This is a genomic window from Micromonospora sp. SL1-18 (genome assembly GCF_047921505.1).
Lineage (GTDB): Bacteria > Actinomycetota > Actinomycetes > Mycobacteriales > Micromonosporaceae > Micromonospora.
Window position 1 is genome coordinate 15362 of record NZ_JBLROA010000008.1, and the last position, 18136, is coordinate 33497.

13 protein-coding genes and 1 pseudogene are annotated in these 18136 nt (G+C 69.5%); 10 read left to right on the plus strand and 4 right to left on the minus strand.

What is annotated here, in order from left to right; all coding sequences use genetic code 11:
* Window positions 1–153 precede the first annotated feature (153 nt).
* Window positions 154–1044, plus strand: coding sequence for a DeoR/GlpR family DNA-binding transcription regulator (locus tag ACNAW0_RS05355; protein ID WP_416286582.1), 891 nt, complete (start codon window positions 154–156; stop codon window positions 1042–1044).
* Complete coding sequence (otnK, locus tag ACNAW0_RS05360) at window positions 1044–2366, plus strand: 3-oxo-tetronate kinase (RefSeq protein WP_416286583.1); 1323 nt, start codon at window positions 1044–1046, stop codon at window positions 2364–2366. Before ACNAW0_RS05355 ends, otnK begins: the two co-directional genes overlap by 1 nt.
* Before the next feature lie 37 nt (window positions 2367–2403).
* Here the strand turns inward: otnK and iscB are convergent.
* From iscB to ACNAW0_RS05375, 3 genes and pseudogenes are all read right to left on the minus strand, one after another.
* Window positions 2404–3818: pseudogene (gene iscB, locus ACNAW0_RS05365) on the minus strand (RNA-guided endonuclease IscB).
* Window positions 3769–4155 (minus strand): HIT domain-containing protein, encoded by a 387-nt coding sequence (locus ACNAW0_RS05370; RefSeq protein ID WP_416286584.1) that lies wholly within the window; start codon window positions 4153–4155, stop codon window positions 3769–3771. The pseudogene iscB and the gene ACNAW0_RS05370 overlap by 50 nt, the downstream one beginning before the upstream one ends.
* 256 nt (window positions 4156–4411) lie before the next feature.
* On the minus strand, window positions 4412–5122 hold the full coding sequence (locus ACNAW0_RS05375; protein ID WP_416286585.1) for a DNA alkylation repair protein: 711 nt from the start codon (window positions 5120–5122) through the stop codon (window positions 4412–4414).
* Window positions 5123–5235: 113 nt separating this feature from the next.
* On the opposite strand from ACNAW0_RS05375, the gene ACNAW0_RS05380 reads away from it, so the two are divergent.
* Window positions 5236–5679: an OsmC family protein gene (locus ACNAW0_RS05380; RefSeq protein ID WP_416286586.1), complete on the plus strand. Its 444-nt coding sequence runs from the start codon at window positions 5236–5238 to the stop codon at window positions 5677–5679.
* A gap of 73 nt (window positions 5680–5752) precedes the next feature.
* Here the strand turns inward: ACNAW0_RS05380 and ACNAW0_RS05385 are convergent, their stop codons facing one another.
* Window positions 5753–6406, minus strand: a complete 654-nt coding sequence (locus ACNAW0_RS05385) for a TetR/AcrR family transcriptional regulator (protein ID WP_416286587.1) — start codon at window positions 6404–6406, stop codon at window positions 5753–5755.
* A gap of 94 nt (window positions 6407–6500) precedes the next feature.
* Here ACNAW0_RS05385 and ACNAW0_RS05390 point away from each other — a divergent pair, with 94 nt between their 5' ends.
* The 7 genes from ACNAW0_RS05390 (at window position 6501) to ACNAW0_RS05420 (ending at window position 18068) form a co-directional block, all read left to right on the plus strand.
* Window positions 6501–7337 (plus strand): class I SAM-dependent methyltransferase, encoded by an 837-nt coding sequence (locus ACNAW0_RS05390; RefSeq protein WP_416286588.1) that lies wholly within the window; start codon window positions 6501–6503, stop codon window positions 7335–7337.
* Between the two features lie 136 nt (window positions 7338–7473).
* Window positions 7474–11178, plus strand: coding sequence for a S8 family peptidase (locus tag ACNAW0_RS05395; RefSeq protein WP_416286589.1), 3705 nt, complete (start codon window positions 7474–7476; stop codon window positions 11176–11178).
* Window positions 11179–11315: 137 nt separating this feature from the next.
* Window positions 11316–12302: a helix-turn-helix domain-containing protein gene (locus tag ACNAW0_RS05400; RefSeq protein WP_416286590.1), complete on the plus strand. Its 987-nt coding sequence runs from the start codon at window positions 11316–11318 to the stop codon at window positions 12300–12302.
* Window positions 12303–12357: 55 nt separating this feature from the next.
* Window positions 12358–12954, plus strand: coding sequence for an MBL fold metallo-hydrolase (locus ACNAW0_RS05405; protein WP_416286591.1), 597 nt, complete (start codon window positions 12358–12360; stop codon window positions 12952–12954).
* A 156-nt stretch (window positions 12955–13110) separates the two neighbouring features.
* The gene (locus ACNAW0_RS05410) at window positions 13111–14079 is read left to right on the plus strand and encodes a helix-turn-helix domain-containing protein (RefSeq protein ID WP_416286592.1); all 969 of its coding nucleotides are present in this window, start codon (window positions 13111–13113) and stop codon (window positions 14077–14079) included.
* 166 nt (window positions 14080–14245) lie between these two features.
* Entirely contained in the window at window positions 14246–16915 is a 2670-nt protein-coding gene (locus ACNAW0_RS05415) for a S8 family serine peptidase (RefSeq protein ID WP_416286593.1), read from the plus strand.
* 307 nt (window positions 16916–17222) lie between these two features.
* The gene (locus tag ACNAW0_RS05420; RefSeq protein WP_416286673.1) at window positions 17223–18068 is read left to right on the plus strand and encodes a DUF6528 family protein; all 846 of its coding nucleotides are present in this window, start codon (window positions 17223–17225) and stop codon (window positions 18066–18068) included.
* Window positions 18069–18136 lie beyond the last annotated feature (68 nt).

Sequence of the window (18136 nt, forward strand, 5' to 3'; positions counted from 1 at the left end):
CGTCCGGGCGGGTCGGCCGGCCGACCAGCAGCGGTTGCGCCGGGATGACGTAGGCCCCCACTCACCGGGCCATTGTGTTCGCTATCGAACGAACCGGCAACCCTGACTGTGCGGATATTGACAGACTGGCGGGCGCGAGGATTTCATGGACGGGTGCGCTACACCCAGGCACCCGAGCGCCGCCGAGAGCTGCTGCGCCGGGTAGGCGAGGCCGGCTACGTCTCCTCGACCGAAGCGGCAGCGGCGCTGGGTGTCTCGGAGATGACCATCCGCCGGGACCTCCGGGAGCTCGCCGCCGAAGGGCTGGTGAACCGGGTCGCCGGCGGCGCGAGCGTACCGGCCCACGCGGCCGGCGTGCCGTTCGAACAGCGCCGGGTGGCGGCGGCGGCGGAGAAAGCGGCGGTCGCGCGGGCAGCCGTGCCGCTCCTCTCGGCCGATGCGGTGGTGGCGCTCGACGCGGGGACCACCGTCGCCGCCCTCGCCACCCGGTTGCCGGGCGGCCGTACCGTCGTGACCCACTCCGTCCCGGTGATCGTGGCCTGCACCGGACGCGACGACATCGAGCTGATCGCCTTGGGCGGCGCCTACCACCCGCAGACCCGCTCCTTCACCGGTCCAGCCACCCGTCGCAGCCTCGACGACCTCGCGGTGGACGTGGCCGTGCTGTCCGCCGCGGCGGCGGGACCGGGAGGTGTCTACTCCGCGACCGCCTCGGACGCCGACACCAAGCGGGCCATGGCGCGCATCGCCCGCCGCGTCGTCCTGCTGCTCGACCACCGCAAGCTCGACGGGCGCGCCCCGATGCGGTTCCTCGACCTGGCGGCGGTCGACGTGGTCGTCATCGACGCGGGCGCGACCGCCGAGCAGCTGGCGCTGCTCCGCGCGGCGTGCCGACAGGTGGTGGTGGCGCCGCTCGACCCGGCTTGTTGTCCACCGCCCGGGGTGGGTGCGGTTGCGAACGAGCGGCCCGCCGACGACCACGCGGCAGGTGCTCGCCCGGTGGCCGCTCCCCGCGATCCGGCTACCGCCCCGGTCGGTTGTTGATGACCGTCCCGTGGCTCGGAGTGGTGGCCGACGACCTCACCGGAGCCTGCGACCTGGCGGACGCGGTGAGCGAACACGGCGAGTCGGCGATCGTCGTCGTGGGAACTCCCGGCGAGCCGCCGCCCGACTGCGACTGCACGGTCGTCGCGCTGAAGTCCCGTACCGCGCCGCGCGCCGAGGCCGTCAAAACATCGCTCGCCGCGGCGCGCTGGCTGTTCGAGGCCGGTTGCACCACGATCTACCAGAAGTACTGCTCGACGTTCGACTCCACCGACGACGGCAACATCGGCCCGGTGGCCGACGCGTTGGTCCAGCTCGTCGACGCGCTGCGCGAACGGTCACCGGGGGCCAGCCTTCCCGTCCTGAGCGTTGGCACCCCGGCGACGCCACGCGTTGGTCGTACCCTCTACCAGGGGCACCTCTTCGTCGGCCGGCGACTCCTGTCGGAATCCCCGCTGCGGGACCACCCGCTCACGCCGATGCGCGACTCCGATCTCGTCCGGGTGCTCTCCCGGCAGACGCGGGCCACCGTCGCGCTCGTCGGCCATGACGTCGTCGCCGCCGGTCCAGCGAGCATCCACGCCGCGATCGACGCCGCCCGGCGGGCCGGTGCCGGACACGTGCTCGTGGATGCCCTCACCGACGCCGACCTGGACAACCTGGCGGCCGCGTTGCTGCGGGCGCCCACCGGCAACGCCCCGCTCGTGTTTGGCGGCGCCGCCGGGCTGGCCGCCGCGTTGGCCCGTGGGCGGGGCGCCGCCGAGCGTGCTGCCGGGCCTGGCGCGCGCACCGTCCGGGCGGTGCCGAACGGCCGTCGCCTGGTCCTGTCCGGAAGCTGCTCGGCCAGGACCCGGCAGCAGGTGGACGCTTTCACCGGCCCGCGCGTCTCCCTCTCGCCGGTGGACCTTGACGCCGACTTCGGGCGTACCGTCGACGCCGTCCTGTCCGTCGTCGCCGAGGCGTACCGGGCGACCGACGAGCCCGTACTCGTGTCGTCCTCGGCCGATCCGGAGCAGGTCGCGCGGTACGAATCCCTCCTCGGGCCCGGGCGGTCCGCGGAACTGCTGGAGGCCGCGACCGGCGAGATCGCCGCCCGTGCGGTCACGGCGCTCGGGGTCCGCCGCCTGCTGGTCGCGGGCGGGGAGACCTCGGGTGCCGTGGTACGGGCGCTCGGGCTCGGCGCGCTCCGGGTGGGCCCGGCGGTCGGTCCTGGCCTGCCGTGGGTGGTTCCCGATCCGGGGCCGCCGCTGGCCCTGCTCCTGAAATCCGGAAACTTCGGCGAACCGGACCTCTTTAACGCGGCCTGGAAGCTTGCCCCCTGACTATGTCATCGGCGTTGCGGCGTGGAAGCCCGGCCGTTCAGGGTCGGGAGGAAACGCCGCTCCTCCTCTCGTGTGTAGGCCCATCCGTCGGCGCGTTGCAGCAGCCGGACGTGCCGGTGATGGATGCCCTGCATGAGGCCATGGCTGGTGCGGATGTTGAAGCTTCCGGTGGTTCGCACAGCGACCCGGCCAGTGTGCCGGCCCTTGTTCTTGCCGGCTGGTACGACAGCGTGCACCAGGTCGCCGGTTGGAACCCGTACACCGATTTGTTCCTTGGCATCCGCAGCCGGGGAAATCCGTATCGGTCGCAGCGTGTACGGGCGTACGAGCCGCGCCCGGTCGCGGTGGCCACGAGCACCTGTCCTGGGCAGGACCGCACGCCAGCGAGGACGCCGACGTGTAGGGCGTCGAGGGTGTGGGTTTTCGGCGCGCCGGTCTGGTGCCGGTTCCATTTGGTGCGCCCGCCGGTGCCGACCTCGACCGGCAGGCCGGTGGCGGCCAGCGCTTGCCACAGCGCCCGCCGGGTTGCCGACACGGCCGCGGCGTCCCGCAGCGGCAGTTTCGCTTGGCGTCGGATCCGGGCCAACACAGCGGGCCGGTCCGCGAGGAAGACGTCGACCGACATGGAACCCTTAGCCAAGTTGCACGGGGCGCAGGCCAGGGTCAGGTTCGACACCCGGTCCGAGCCGCCCCGCGAACGCGGCACGATGTGGTCGATGTTCAGCGGCACCCCCGTGGCGCCGCAGTAGGCGCACTCGCGCCCCCACGCGGCGAGGAGATACTCGCGTACCTCGTACCCGTGCAGGGTGCCGTGCTGGTACTCGACCCCGGCGATGTCCAGGTTCTGCAACAGTTGCGTGTCGAACGCGACCCGCTCCACATGCAGGCCGGTCACGGGGGCCCACCGACACAGCCGCTGGACCCAGGACATGAAGTTGTCGACCCGGTGCCGCAGCGACGGCGCCAACCACCCGTCCGGCTTGCGGCGGTTCAGGAAGCGGGGTGCCCGGTGGCGCAGGCCCCGTGACCGGCGGCCACGGCGGGCGCAGCGCGAGCGATCAGCTTGTCGCGGATCTGCCCGCCCCGATGGCGGACTTCGATCGCGAACAGGCCGGCCCGCACCGTGCTGTCGGCGCGGAAGACCGCGATACCGGTGAACTTCGAACCCGGGTCGATGCCGAGATCCACCCCGTCCACCTGCGAGTCGGCGACGTCACGGTCTTTGAGTCGGATCACGAACGGGGTGTGCCGGTGCACTACGGCACGCCCGGAGGCGAGCAGCTTCCGGGCACGGGCCGGGGAACACGGCTGCAACGGCCGGTGGTGCCGGTCGACAACGAACACCACCGGATGGGTGTGCGGAACCCGAGCGATCGGGAACCGGAGCGGGCCGTGAGGCCCTTCAGGGCCCTTCACGGCGAGAAGTTGACTGGTTTCGGTCAGCCATTGCACCCGGTCCCGGGGAGGTCAGCGGTCCACTGCATACGTGGAAGTGCGGATGTTTGGAGTCCTGGTACCGGCCGAGGTTGGTCAACACCCGGCAGGCACCATGCTCCCGCTCCACTTCGGCGGCGACCTGGCGGACCACCTCGATGACGCGATACAGGAGATCCTCGCTGGCCTCGCCCAGGTCCACCAGGGATGGCACGTGACGCTTCGGCACCACGACGATGTGTACTGGCCAGAAGGGCCGGGTGTGCTCGAAGGCAAGCACGTCCTCGGTCTCCATCACCACGGTCACCTTGGTGCGGCCGCTGAGCGCCTCGTCGCAGTAGAAGTCGTCGGTCATCGCGCCGGTTTCCCTTGTGAAGTCTGGTACTGCAGTTCGCCTTGTCGATCTTCACGCTAACACCGAGCATCATCCGGATGTACTGGCCGTCATACGCGCGAGGTCCTTTGGCTCCGTACCCGGCGCTGTAGCAGTTCCACGCGGCCGCGCACAGCGTGAGGCGACCTGGTCGCCGCGCTGCGGCCCGACGGCCGGGCAGGACCTCGACCGTCAACGGCGCGCCCGTCCACGGAGCCATCCGGCGAGCATCGATCATCTAGACCACGCCGGACAGGTACTCCCTACGTCGCTGCGGTTCGAACTTTTCGATCGCGTACCGCAGCATGACCCGGGGCATGACCCGGTAGCGTCGGGCCAGGAACTCCTCCTCCGCCGCTCTGTCACGGTTGCCCACCTCGCGCAGCATCCAGCCCACCGCCTTGTGGACGAGGTCGTGCGGGTCGTGCAGGAGCCGCTCACTGAGCCGGAAGGTCCAATGGAAGTCGCCGGCTTTTATGAACGCGAGAGTTGCCATGATGGCGATCCGTCGGTCCCACACCAGGCTCGACTCGGCCAACCGATCCAGTACGCTCCGGTCCTTGTCGATCAGCCAGGGGCCCACGATGTACGGCGCGGATGAGTCCACCAGGTCCCAGTTGTTGATGCGGCTGGTGTTGGCCAGGACCACGCTGAAGATCCGGCCCCGTTCCTCCTCGTCCCCCTTGACGAACTTCCGCACCAGGATGAAGAGCGACGTCAACCTCTCCTCGTGCACGCTGCTCGTCAACAGCGTCGCCGTTTCGGCCAGGGAGAGGTCACGCCAGTACCGGCCGGCCACCCCGCGCTGTTCTGGCACGGAGACGCCGATGGCCCGGTCGCCCTCGCCATACCCGCCTGGAAACATCTGCAGAAACCGGCTCACGCCCTCCGCCCGGCGATGGTCGGCGAGGCCGGCGAGTTCGTGACGGACGTCCGCGGTCGTGGCCATGATTGTGCAACCTACCCCGACCGAATGCCTGCTGTGCCGCGTCTACTTACGGGTCGCGCTGGTCGGCCAGGCCGGTGGCTCGGGGATCAGAAGACCTGGGTAGTTTCCCTGCCATGAGTGAGGACACCTTCCGCTCGGTGGAGATCGAGCGCACCAGCCTGGGAAAGTACGTTGTGCGGAACGTCCGCGGCGGATCGTTGTCGATGGGCACGGGCGAGGACGACAGCTTTACGCCGGTGGAACTGCTTCTGGCGGCCATCGGAGGCTGCACCGCGATCGACGTGGACCACATCACCAGCCGCCGTGCCGAGCCGGTCCGGTTCTCCGTCGAAGTCACTGGCGACAAGGTTCGGGACGAGGTCGGAGGAAACCGGATGCGGAACCTCAGGGCCGAGTTCACCGTGACCTTTCCGGAAGGCGGGGACGGCGACAGGGCGCGCGAGGCGCTGCCCCGGTCGCTGCAGCAGTCGCATGACCGTCTCTGCACCGTCTCCCGTACCGTCGAACTTGGCACTCCCGTCTCGATCGTCGAGGCTTCCGGCTCCGCCGGGGACTGAGGTTTCCGGGCATCACCCAGGGTTCCGGGGCGGGCGAGGCGTTCGATCACCCCCGTGGGCGAAGTGCTGGTGCTTACCGTGCCGCCGGCGGCCCCTGCTCCGAGCAGAGCTGGGCGTGCAGGGTCTGCCAGGTCCATTGCTCCCAGCGGTCGATCGGCCAGCCGCGGTCGCGGACGAACAGCAGGTAGAGCTCGGGGCTGAGCAGGCCGAAGAGGAGGTCGGCGGCGTGTTCGGCCGTCACTCCTCGGCGGATGCCCGGTTTGGTCACCAGGGCTCGGGCGGCGGCGGCGTGGGCGGCGAACCGGGGGTCGGCGTCCAGGTCCCAGAGTTCCGCGATCCCGGGGTCCGCCGCGGCGGCGGCACGCAGCATCTCGATGATCGGGGCGATCCGCTCCAGGATTCCTCGCGTGCCTTGGACGTGGAGGCGCAGTTGGGCGCCGGCGTTCTCGGCGGCGAGGGCCTCGTGGAACCACGGCCGATCCATCGTCGCGATCGGCTCGTGGTCGCCCACGATCGACACGTCGACGAGCTCCTTGAGTAGCGTTCGCTTGTTGCCGAATGTGAAGTAGATCGTCTGCACGGCGACGCCGGCCCGGTCGGCGATCTCCTGAAGCGCCGTCGCGCCGTATCCACGCTGGACGAACAGCTCGCGCGCGGCCTCCAGCATGCGCCTGCGCGTCTCCCCGGCCTTGCTGGCCCGCTTGTCCTTGCCCTTGACCTCACTCATGGCTATAGCCTATCTCTAGATCTCTGCTATAGAGTTCAACTCTAGTCATTGGTCGCCGTGAGTGGCCGTGACACGAGGCGCAGGAGGAGGACCCATGCACGGCATCGCCAACACCCAGCACGCGGAGGCGTGGAATGGTTGGGAAGGCGCCCACTGGGCGCAGAATCCCGCTCGTTACAACGCGATCGTCGCCGCCTTCAACGACGACCTCTTCCGAGTCGCCGCGATCGATGCGGACGACCGTGTCCTCGACATCGGCTGCGGTACGGGGCAGATCACGCTGCTGGCAGCGCGCCAGGCGTGCCGAGGGCACGTCGTCGGCGTCGACATCTCGGCGCCGATGCTGGAACGCGCCCGAGCCGACGCGGCGGAGCAGGGCGTCACCAACGTTCGGTTCGAGCAGGGCGACGCCCAGGTCCACCACTTGCCCAACGGCGGCTTCGACGTCGCGATCAGCCGTGGCGGGGTGATGTTCTTCGGCGACCTGGTGGCCGCGTTCGCCAACATCCAAGGAGGGCTGCGGCCAGGTGGGCGGCTAGTGTTCATGGGTCCGCAGGGCGGCACCCCCGACAGCGACTACGCCCGTGCCACCGCGGCGCTGGGGCCGCTGATGCGCGAACCGTCGCCCGCCGTGAGGGGGATGGGATCGCTGGTCGATCCGGCCCGCATCCACGAGGTACTGGGTGAGGCCGGGTTCGCCGACGTGAGCGTCGCTCCCGTCGAAGCGCTGATGGACTACGGCCGCGACGCCGCCGATGCGGCGGAGTTCATCCTCAGCCAGGGACCGGTGCGCTTCAACCTGGTGGGGGTCGACCAGGCCGTCATCGAACGGACGCGAGAGGAACTCCGGGAGGGGCTTTCGGTGTACGAGACATCGGAGGGCGTCCGTATCCCCGGAGCCGTCTGGGCGGTGCGGGCCGTCCGCCCCTGACCGATCTGGTTGAGCTACGCCCAGGTGCGCCCGCCGTCCAGGGCCGGCGTCTGCCTGTGGCGGAGTGGTGCCGTGGCGCGACTCCGCCAGCGCCAGCTATTCACCTGGCTGTTACGGCGGGGATAGAACGTTTCGCATGTCATTCCCCTTGCAACCCTCTGAGTTTGGCCGGGCGCGGCGCCGGTTGATCGCGGCGGCGGCAGCGGCGGGACTGGTCGCTGGCGGACTCGCCGCGATCCAGACGCCCGCGGTCGCGGCGAGCCCCGGTACGGCCCCCAAGGCCGAGACCAGGTCCACGCACACCATTACTCTGATCACCGGCGATGTGGTCACGGTGACCAGTTCCGCCGACGGCGCGGAGACGGTCGATGTCGACCGGCCCGACAACGCCACCGGCGGCGTTCACCTGCAGGAGAGCGGCGGCGACCTGTTCGTCCTGCCCGACGAGGCCCTGCCCCTGTTGTCCACCAACAAACTCGACCGGCGACTGTTCAACGTCACCGATCTCATCGAGATGGGGTACGACGACGCGAAGACCGCGAGCGTCCCACTGATCGCCACGTACGCGCCGGCGAAGACACGCGCGGCCAAGCCGGCCGTTCCCCGGGGCACGAAGCTGGTCCGCGACCTGCGGCAGGTCGACGCCGCAGCGCTGGCGGCGGACAAGAAGCAGGTCCGCACCTTCTGGACCACCGTCGCACCGGCCGCCTCCGGGTCCAGCCCCACGCTCGGCGCCGGGGTGGCGAAGCTCTGGCTTGACGGGCGGGTGTCCGCCAGCCTGAAGGAGAGCGTGCCGCAGATCGGCGCGCCCGAGGCGTGGGCGGCCGGGTACGACGGCCACGGGGTCAAGGTCGCGGTGCTGGACACCGGGGTCGACGCCAGCCACCCCGACCTGGTCGACCAGGTCGATGACAAGGTCAGCTTCGTGCCGAACGAGGACACGGCCGACGTCAACGGGCACGGTACCCACGTCGCTTCGACGATCGTGGGCACTGGCGCGGCCTCCGGCGGCACGTACAAGGGCGTCGCGCCTGGCGCGGATCTCATTGTCGGCAAGGTGCTCGGCAACGACGGTTACGGCCAGGATTCCTGGGTGCTCGCGGGCATGCAGTGGGCGGCCGAGTCCGGCGCGGATGTGGTCAGCATGAGTCTGAGCGACCCGACGCTGTCCGACGGGACCGATCCGATGGCGGTCGCGGTCGACACGCTGTCGGCGCAGTACGGCACGCTGTTCGTCATCGCGTCGGGTAACGCGGGGCCGCAGAGCATCGGCACGCCCAGCTCCGCGGCGAGCGCGTTGACTGTCGGCGCGGTCGACAAGCAGGACCGGTTGGCGTCTTTCTCCAGCACCGGGCCGTTGGTGCGTAGCGGTGCCCTCAAGCCGGACATCACGGCCCCCGGCGTCAACATCACGGCCGCGCGTTCGCAGCAGATGACCACCGGCACCGGCTCGTACTGGACGATCAGTGGTACCTCGATGGCGACTCCGCACGTGTCGGGTGCCGCGGCGATCCTGGCCCAGCGCCACCCTGACTGGTCCGGCGCGCAGCTCAAGGAAGCGCTGATGAGCAGCGCGAAGGGCTTGGCCGCGGGGTACACGCCGTATCAGGTGGGCACTGGCCGGCTCGACGTCGCCGCCGCCGTCCGCACGGGCGTGCGGGCGACCGGCTCGGTGTTCTTCGGCAACTTCAACTGGCCGCACGAGTCGACCGACACCCCGGTGACCAAGCAGGTGACGTTCACCAACTCGGGCAGCACCGGCGTCACCCTCAACCTGACCATGACCGGAAACGGCCCGTTCTCGTTGGGTGCCTCCTCGGTGACGGTGCCCGCGGGCGGCAACGCGACTGTCCCGGTCACCGGCGATCCGACGAAGCCGGGCACCGGCCAGTACACCGGCTACCTCGTGGGCACCGACGCCGCCACGGGCACCGCGGTCACGCGTACCTCCCTCGGTCTGCTCAAGGAGGACGAGCGTTACGACCTGAAGGTCAAGCTGGTCGGCCGGGACGGCAAGCCCGCCGCCTCGACCGTCGTGATCAAGAAGGCCGGCGAGTTCTATCCGTGGCTGCTGAACGTCAACGGTGAGACGACGCTGCGGATGCCGCCGGGCACCTACACCGTCGAGTCGACGCTGGACGTGCCGGGGGAGCGGCCTGACTCGCTCGGTCTCGCCCTGCTGGTGGACCCCGAGACCGTGCTCAAGGACTCCGGTGCCGAGGTGGTGCTGGACGCGAGCAAGGCCCGCCGGCTGGACACCACCACGCCGCAGCGCAGCCAGGACCGGCAGCGCAAGCTCGACTACACCGTCAAGTACTCCACCGGCGACAGCTTCCGCGAGGGGTTCGCGGTGCCGGTGATGTACGACGACCTCTACGTCACGCCGACCGACCAGGTCACCCAGGGGTCGTTCACGATGGTCACCCGGTGGCGCAAGGGCGAGCCGCAGTTGAGCGTGGACGTCCCTGGCCTGCCGTCGGCGGACGTCACGGTCCAGCCGGGGAGCACGCTCACCGCAGGCAGAGAAACTCTTTCCATGGTCTACGCGGGCACCGGTGCGGCGAGCGATTACGCCACGCTCGACGCGAAGGGCAAGGCCGTGGTGGTGACCCGCAGCGACGCGGTCAGCGCCAAGGATCGTGCCGCCGCCGCAGCGGCCGCCGGGGCGAAGCTGCTGCTGGTCGTCAACGACGGCGTCGGCGTGCTCAACGAATGGGTCGGCACGTCCCCGATCCCGGTCGCCACCGTGCACCGCGACGCCGGCGCCCAGCTGATCGCTCTGGCCAAGGCCGGCACGTTGCCGCTGATCACCAACCAGGTGCCGTACGCGAGCTACGTCTACGACCTGACCCGCAACTACTCCGGACAGGTGCCGGACCGGCCGCTCAGCTACCACCCGAACCGCCAGGAGCTCGCCCGGATCGACGCGCGCTACTACAACATCACGCAGGGGATGGAGGGCGGCGGCTACCGGTACGACATGACCTTCACCCCGTCTCTCGGAGGCCATGAGCGGGAGTGGCACCCCGCCACCCGCACCGAGTGGGTCACGCCGGACCAGGCCTGGCACGAGTCGCACGATCAGGGCAGCTGGACGGACACGGCCAACCGCAACACGTACGCCCAGGGCAGCACCACCCGGCAGGACTGGTTCGCCCCGGCGATCCGCCCGGCGTTCAACCGGGCGTTCGCGGTGCAGAACAGCCGCTACCGCGACAACATGACCATCAACATCCAGGCGTGGAGTCCGTCCGGGGACGGTTTGGAGCACGGCGGCAACCTGGACTGGGGCTCGGTGCCGGAGAACATGAAGCTCTACCAGGGCGACCGGCTGCTGTATGAGAACAGGTTCTCGTCGAGCATGCAGTGGCAGTCGGTGCCGGCCGGCACGCTTCCCTACCACCTGGTGCTGGACGCGTCCCGCCCGGCGGAGCAGTGGCGGTTGTCGACCCGTACGCACACCGAGTGGGACTTTGTCTCCAGCTCCAACACGTCGGACAGGTTCGAGCCGTTTGCGTTGCTGCAGATGGAGTACCGCCTCGACGCCGACCTGCACGGTGACGTGAAGGCCGGCACCACCGAGCAGATCCGCCTCAAGCCGATCCCCCAGGCGGGCGGCGGCCCCAGCACGGGCAACGTCACCTCGGTGACCCTGGACGTGTCGTACGACGACGGCGCCACCTGGCAGCAGGTGACGCTCAGCAAGGACGCCGGCTGGTGGAGCGGCGCGCTCAAGCTGGCGAAGCAGCCGGGCGGCTTCGTTTCGGTGCGAGCCACCGGCACGACCGACGCCGGCTTCAGCATCAAGCAGGAAATCATCCGGGCGTACGGCCTGCGGTGAGACCGCTCGAAGGGCCCCGGGACGGCAACGTCCCGGGGCCCACCCCGTCCCACCACCCGCCATCGGCAACCTTCCAAGATCACTCAGGGAGGCGCATACTCGTACCGCAGCGACGGGTCGAGGGGAGGCGTCCGCCGATGCTGGGTGCGCTGGGACTGAGCACCGACGAGGAGTGCGTCTACCGCAGGCTGGTCGGGCGTACCGCGGCCAGCCTGGCCGAACTCGCGGATACCACGCAACTGCCCGAAGGGACGGTCCGCGCGGCGCTGTCGCAACTGATGGCGGACGGGCTGGTGAAGCGCACGCCCGACGGCGAATTCTCGGCCGCGCCGCCCGCAGTCGCGCTCGGCGCGCTGATCAGCGAACGGCGGGACGGCCTGCACACCGCCGAGCTCGCACTCGTCACCCTCGCCGAGGAACACCGCGTGGCGATGGCAGGACGGAGCATCAGCGAACTGATCGAGGTGGTCACCGGAGTCGACGGCATCCAACACCGGTTCGCGCAGGTGCAGCACGCCGCCCGGACCCAGGTACGAAACTTCGTCACCGCGCCTTTCGTCGCCGTGCCCCCAGGCGCCAACACCCTGGAAACAGTGATGATGGACCGCGGGGTGGAGTACCGGGTCGTGCTCGAACGAGCCGCGCTCGCCGAACCCGGCATGATCGCCGAGACCGTCGCATCACTGCGCCAAGGCGTCCAGGTACGGGTGGTCGAGTCGCTACCCATCAAACTGATTCTGGCCGACGCCGAACTGGGTCTGGTGCCGCTGACCGTCGAATCCGGCGGCGAGCCCGGCGCCGTGCTCCTGCACCGCAGCGGTCTGCTGTCCGCCATGGACGCGCTGTTCGAAATCGTGTGGCGCCACGCCCACCCGCTCGACGCGTCGGCACTGGACGCGCTGCCCGATGACGACGCCACCGCAGTGGACGCGGGTGTCCCGACCGCACTCGACCGGAAGATCCTGGCACTGCTCCTGGCCGGACTCACGGACCAGGTCGTCGCCAGCCAGCTCGACGTTTCCTTGCGGACCCTGCAGCGTCGTCTGCGCCATCTGATGGACCTCGCCGGCGTCAAGACCCGAATGGAGTTGGGCTGGTACGCCGCCCGGCACAACTGGGCGTGACGGGGCCGCGCGAGGAATGACTCCCGGGCGGGCGGCCGGCGTACGTTTATACGCCATGCGGATCACCAAATTCACCCACGCATGTGTACGGATTGAGCACGACGGCCGGGTGCTCGTCATCGACCCCGGCACGTGGAGCGAGCCAGCCGCCCTGGCCGGCGCGGACGCGGTGCTGGTGACTCACGAACACACCGACCATGTCGACGTCCTTCGCCTGGCCGGGCTCGGCGTGCCGGTCTACGCTCCCGCCGAAGCAAACATTCCGCGCCTGGAGGTCACCGGCGTCTCCTCCGACGAGGACTTCACCGCCGCCGATTTCCGCGTACGGGCGGTCGGCGGCCGTCACGCATTCATCTACGGCGGCCAACCGGACTGCGCGAACCTCGGCTACGTCATCGACGAGGCCGTCTACCACCCCGGTGACTCGCTGTACGTCCCCGAGCAGCCGATCGAGACGCTGCTGGTCCCGGCCCAGGGATCGTGGATGAAGATGGCGGAGGCGATCGACTTCGTCAAGGCGATCAAACCGCAGCGGGCGTTCGCCATACACGACGCCCAGGTCAACGATCGCGGGCTCAGCAGCATCAACGGTTGGCTCACCGAGGAGACCGACAACGGCTACCGGTACCTGGCGCCCGGCCAGTCAGTCTGAGACCAGCGCCCGGGTGCCGCCGGTTCGTTCCCGCCGAACGCCGGACCGGTGGTCTCGCCCGTGCGGACGGGACGTTGGCATACGCGCAATGCTGGCTAAACTGCTGCCCATCCACAACTTGCCCATGATCAGGGCACGCGGGGTGGAGGTAACCGGATGCTGGAGGCCGTCGGCGTCGAACCCGGCGAGGAGCAGGTCTACCTGGCGCTCGCCGCCGGGCCCGCGGCCGACGTGGCGGAGCTGTCCCAGCGGACCGGGTTGCCCGAACAGGACGTACGCCGAGCACTGGCGGGACTCGTGGCCAAGGGGCTGACGGACCTTCCGGCCGACCCGGCGGGCGTGATCCGGGCGGCGCCGCCCGACCCCACCCTGAAACTCCTGGCGTTGCGCCGGATGGACGAACTGCGCAAGGCGCAGGCCGTCATCGCGGAGCTGACCGAGCGCTTCCAAGACCGAGACTCGACCTGGCGCGGTGCCGGTGCCGTCGAGATGGTCGAGGGACCCCGAGCCATGGCCGAGCGCTACGGCATGCTGCAGCGCGAGGCCACCCACGAAATCTGCTCGCTCGTCAGACGGCCGGCTGTCGCCGTACCGGCCACCGACAACGTCGGCCAGCGGGACGCGCTGCGGGCCGGGGTTCGCTACCGCGTGGTGTACGACCGCGACCTGCTGGACCCGGGTAGCCCGCAGATCCCGTTGCTGCTCGAGGAATGGGCGGCGCTCGGCGAGGAGATGCGGGTGGCCAGTGTTCCCTTCAAGCTGTCCGTCTTCGACCGGCGGCAGGCCATGATCGCCTCATCCGGTCCCGCGTCCGAGCAGCCCATGCTCCTCGTGATCCACGCCCGCCCCATCGTGGACTGCCTTGCCTGGATCGCAGATCGGATCTGGGAATCGGCGCTTCCGGTGCCCGCCGCGCTGTCCTCGGCAGCCGACGGACCGCTGGCAGCCGAGGACCGCCAGTTGCTGGCGCTGCTTCTGGCCGGCTACACCGACCAGGCGATCGCCTCACAGCTGGGGGTGAGCATGCGTACGGTCCAGCGCAGGGTGCACCGACTCCTCGCCATCGCCGGCGTGCATAGCCGGATCCAGCTGGGATGGCAGGCCGCCCGGCGAAAGTGGATCTAAAGACCCGACCTCCGGGCCGCAGCGGCGTGTGACAGCACAACGACCTGCCCAGCAGGTGGCGCATTTGTGTCATGGCAATGAACCGCCAGCTCAGGCCCTGATGATCGATGGCCTGCGATGGCAGTGTGTCCGGCATCAGCACATCCCGCCGCTGAAAGGACCCAAAGTGACGTCCCCTGTCGTACCCATATCGCGGCGTGCGCGACGCGCCGTCGCGGCACTGGCCGCCACCCTCGTGGTGGGCGGACTGTCGTTGTCCGCCGTTCCGGCCCACGCCGACCCCACGGCCGCCCCCGTCGCCGACAAGCTGGGCAGCCACGACCGGGCCCTGATCGCCAAGTACGCCGCCCAGCACCGGGCCCGGGCCGTCCCGGCCAGGGCCAGCCAGCCGGCCCCCGACTTCGTCACCCTGATGCTTGCCGTGAAGTCGGGCACCACCGAGGCGGCGGCCCAGCAGCTCACCGAACTCGGTGCCGACGTCACCCGGACCGACCCGGAGATCGGCTACGTCAAGGTGAACGTGCCGTTCGCCCTCGTGGACCAGGTCGTCGCCCTGGACAACGTGCTCCGGGTGGACGCCGACGAGCTTCTGAAGCTGGAGGAAACGACACCCGATGCGGGCACCGAGGGTGCCGGCGCCGGCTCCGGCGGCCTCCCGGCCGCCCCGACCGCATCGACGCCGGACAACAACCCGTACATGCCGACCGGCGAAACCGGCTCGGTCGCCTTCAAGACCGAGCATCCCACCTATGACGGCCGGGGCGTGACCATCGGCATCATGGACACGGGGATCGACCCGACCCATCCGGCGCTGGCCACCACCACGACCGGTGAGCGCAAGCTGGTGGACACGGTCGTCGGCACCGATCCGTTCAATCTCATCGACTTGCTGTTCATCGAGAACACCTGGACGCTGGTCAACACGTCGGGCACGTCGAGTGACCGGGTCACCGGGCCGACCGCCGTCAAGCAGAACATCACCTGGACCCTGCCGGACGCCGGCTGCGCCGACATGTACCTGAAGACGAGGCTCTACAGCGGCATCCGCCTCGCCGACAAGACCCTCACCGGCTACCAGGGCATCGCCTTCTGCGCGACGGACGGCTCCGTCTGGGTGGACACCGACGACGACCACGTCTTCGCCCCGGACGAGCTGATCAGGCCGTACCGCGTCAACCACCAGATCGGCTACCTCGGCACCGACAACCCGGCCACCCCCATCGACGAACGGCAGCCGTTCACCGTCGAGGTCAAGCAGCTCAGGCCGACCTACATCGGCATCAACATCAACACGATCGAGGTGGACCACGGAACCCACGTGGCCGGCATCACCGCCGCCAACGGAATGTTCGGCGGGCGGATGAACGGCCAGGCACCCGGGGCCAAGCTGGTCTCGATGCGGGCCTGCACCAGTGGCGGCTGCTCCTCCGCCGCCCTCACCGACGGCATGATCGACCTCGCCACCAAATACGGCGTGGACGTCATCAACATGTCCATCGGCTCCAGCCCCGCCCTCAACGACGGTCAGAGCGCCATGGCCCTGCTCTACAACCGCCTGATCGATCAGACCGGCGTCCAGATGTTCATCTCCGCCGGTAATTCCGGGGCCGGCACCAACACCGTCGGTGACCCGGCGCTCGCCGACAAGGTCGTCAGCGTAGGTGCGTCGGTCTCCAAGCAGACCTGGTGGGCGAACTACGGATCCTTCGTGCACCGGGTCAACGCCGTCTTCCCCTTCTCATCACGTGGCCCCCGCGAGGACGGCGGCTTCAAACCGGACATCACCGCGCCCGGCGCGGCCATCGCCACCGTCCCGCGCTGGATCGACGAGCCCCCGGTCGCGAGCACCGGCTACACCCTGCCGGTGGGCTACGCCATGCTCCAGGGCACCTCGATGGCCTCCCCGCAGGCCACCGGTGCCGCCGCGCTGCTGCTCTCCGCCGCCAGGCAGAACGCCATCAGTGCCACCCCGGCTGAGCTGCGCAACGCCATCTACTCGACCGCCGACTTCAACAAGGACGAGCCGGCGATCGCACAGGGCCGCGGCCAGTTCAATGTGATCCACGCGTGGCAGTACCTCGCCAAGGGCGTCGCGGACACCGACACCGTCACGGCCTCCGCGCCGGTCTGCACCACCCTCTCCGGTCAACTGGTCCAGCCGAACACCGGCAGCGGCCTGTTCAACAACTGCGCGCCGGGTAGCGGCGGCCAGGCGGTCGGCGAGTCCCGTACGTACGAGGTCACCCTGACCCGCACGAGCGGTCCGGACGCGGCGCTGTCCTACAACCTCGATCTGAAGGGCAACGACGGCACCTTCACCGTGCCGAAGACGGTCACCCTGGGGAAGAATGTCCCCACTGTCGTCCAGGTGGCCGCGGCCCCGGCCACTGAGGGCGTCCACAGCGCCGTGCTCACCGTCGACAACCCCAAGACCCAGGCCGTCGAGCGGTCGGTGATGCTCGCGGTCGCGGCCGCTGCTCCGCTCGTCGCCGGCAGCACCTGGTCGGCGGAGGGCACCGTCAACCGCAACGACACCATCGTCTACAGCGTCGCGGTCCCAGCCGGCACCAACAGCATGACCGTGAACCTGTCCGGCCTGGCCGCGGACAGCCAGACCCGCTGGTGGGCGTTCACGCCGGAAGGCGTCAACGGCGAACGGTCGGGCGCGGGCACCATCTACTGCTACGCCAACTATCTGGACGGCTACGGGTGTAACCCGCTGAGCCGTACCTACACCAACCCGAAGGCGGGCGTCTGGGAATTCGTCGTCGAGGCGCGCCGTACCAGCCCGCAGTTCGCGAACCCCTACCACCTGGAGGCGACCGTCACCCGGTGATGATGCCGCTATCCGCCGGAGGCCCAGGTCGACGCGTCGACCTGGGCCTCCGGGCTTTGCAGTCAGAGCATGCCCGTCGCTACGACATCGATCGATCGCCGGGCATGCATGTCGACAAGCGGACAAGGCTGTTTGAGGTGGACGCTGCTGGAGCTACCGTTCGGGGTTGGTTTAGTCAAATCGCCCTGATTGGGCACACGGGAGGACTGACGCCAGCATGGAGATCAACGAGAAGTGGGCTCATCGGCTACGGAAGCTGGGCCTCGTGGCCTTGTCATGCGCGGTCGGGTTCGGTGGCGCCGTCGCCATGCCAGCATCGGCCCAGGCAGCGACCGGACGGGTCGCCATCGTGGATCAGCGGAGCGGCGTGAAGATTTTCAGCCTCGGCTCCAGCAGTTGGAAGGGCAGTCCACTTTGGTCCTGGAGCCCGGCGCGAACCGCTGCCTGGTCGAACCTGTCGGACGTGAAGTTCCGATCGTACGGCGGCCGCAACGTCGTCCTGGTCACCGCATCCGGTGGTCGAGCCGCGATCATCGACTACTCGACACGGAAGACCAGGTGGACGGCGAGCCCCGGCGGTAATCCGCACGCGATCGAACTGCTGCCCAACGGCGCGGTGGTGGTCGCCTCCTCCTCGGGCAGGCTCACGGCGTACGGCAAGGGGAGGACGAGCGGCCGGACGTACTCGTTCCCAAGCGCGCACGCCGTGCTCTGGGAACCGGGCACGCGCCGACTGTGGGCGCTCGGCGGTACCCGACTGTGCAGCTACAAGGTCGGCGGCACCGCGACCAGTCCCACGCTGACCAACAAGTCCTGCCGGACCACGCCTTCCGGCGGCCACGACCTCTCGCCGGTCTACGGCACCTCGGCGGAGCTGTGGCTCAGCACCACCAGTCACGTCTACACCTACAACATCAACCGTGGGACGCTGCGCCGGGCCAGCGGCTACATCGACAACTCGCAGATCAAGAGTGTCGGCAACCACGCTGGTGGCCTGGTGGTCACCACCAAGGTGACGAAGAAGAACTCGGACGGCACCTGGGGCAACGGTAACGTCTGGCTCTACAAGCTGAACGGCTCGTACGTCGGCAATCGCTACCGCCCCGGCGCGGCCATCTACAAGGCGCGGCCGGTGGTGTGGAGCTACCGGTAAAGCGTTTCGCGGCACGAGCACCTGAAATCAGTGGGCCGCGCTGTTGCTGTCGGAGATGGCGTGGCCCC

Coding starts and splice junctions, on each gene's coding strand:
- ACNAW0_RS05420 (WP_416286673.1), top strand. CDS start 17,223: ATGCCAGCATCGGCCCAGGCAGCGACCGGACGGGTCGCCATCGTGGAT.
- ACNAW0_RS05375 (WP_416286585.1), bottom strand. CDS start 5,122: ATGGCCACGACCGCGGACGTCCGTCACGAACTCGCCGGCCTCGCCGAC.
- ACNAW0_RS05405 (WP_416286591.1), top strand. CDS start 12,358: ATGCGGATCACCAAATTCACCCACGCATGTGTACGGATTGAGCACGAC.
- ACNAW0_RS05370 (WP_416286584.1), bottom strand. CDS start 4,155: ATGACCGACGACTTCTACTGCGACGAGGCGCTCAGCGGCCGCACCAAG.
- ACNAW0_RS05385 (WP_416286587.1), bottom strand. CDS start 6,406: ATGAGTGAGGTCAAGGGCAAGGACAAGCGGGCCAGCAAGGCCGGGGAG.
- ACNAW0_RS05380 (WP_416286586.1), top strand. CDS start 5,236: ATGAGTGAGGACACCTTCCGCTCGGTGGAGATCGAGCGCACCAGCCTG.
- ACNAW0_RS05410 (WP_416286592.1), top strand. CDS start 13,111: ATGCTGGAGGCCGTCGGCGTCGAACCCGGCGAGGAGCAGGTCTACCTG.
- ACNAW0_RS05400 (WP_416286590.1), top strand. CDS start 11,316: ATGCTGGGTGCGCTGGGACTGAGCACCGACGAGGAGTGCGTCTACCGC.
- ACNAW0_RS05395 (WP_416286589.1), top strand. CDS start 7,474: ATGTCATTCCCCTTGCAACCCTCTGAGTTTGGCCGGGCGCGGCGCCGG.
- ACNAW0_RS05390 (WP_416286588.1), top strand. CDS start 6,501: ATGCACGGCATCGCCAACACCCAGCACGCGGAGGCGTGGAATGGTTGG.
- otnK (WP_416286583.1), top strand. CDS start 1,044: ATGACCGTCCCGTGGCTCGGAGTGGTGGCCGACGACCTCACCGGAGCC.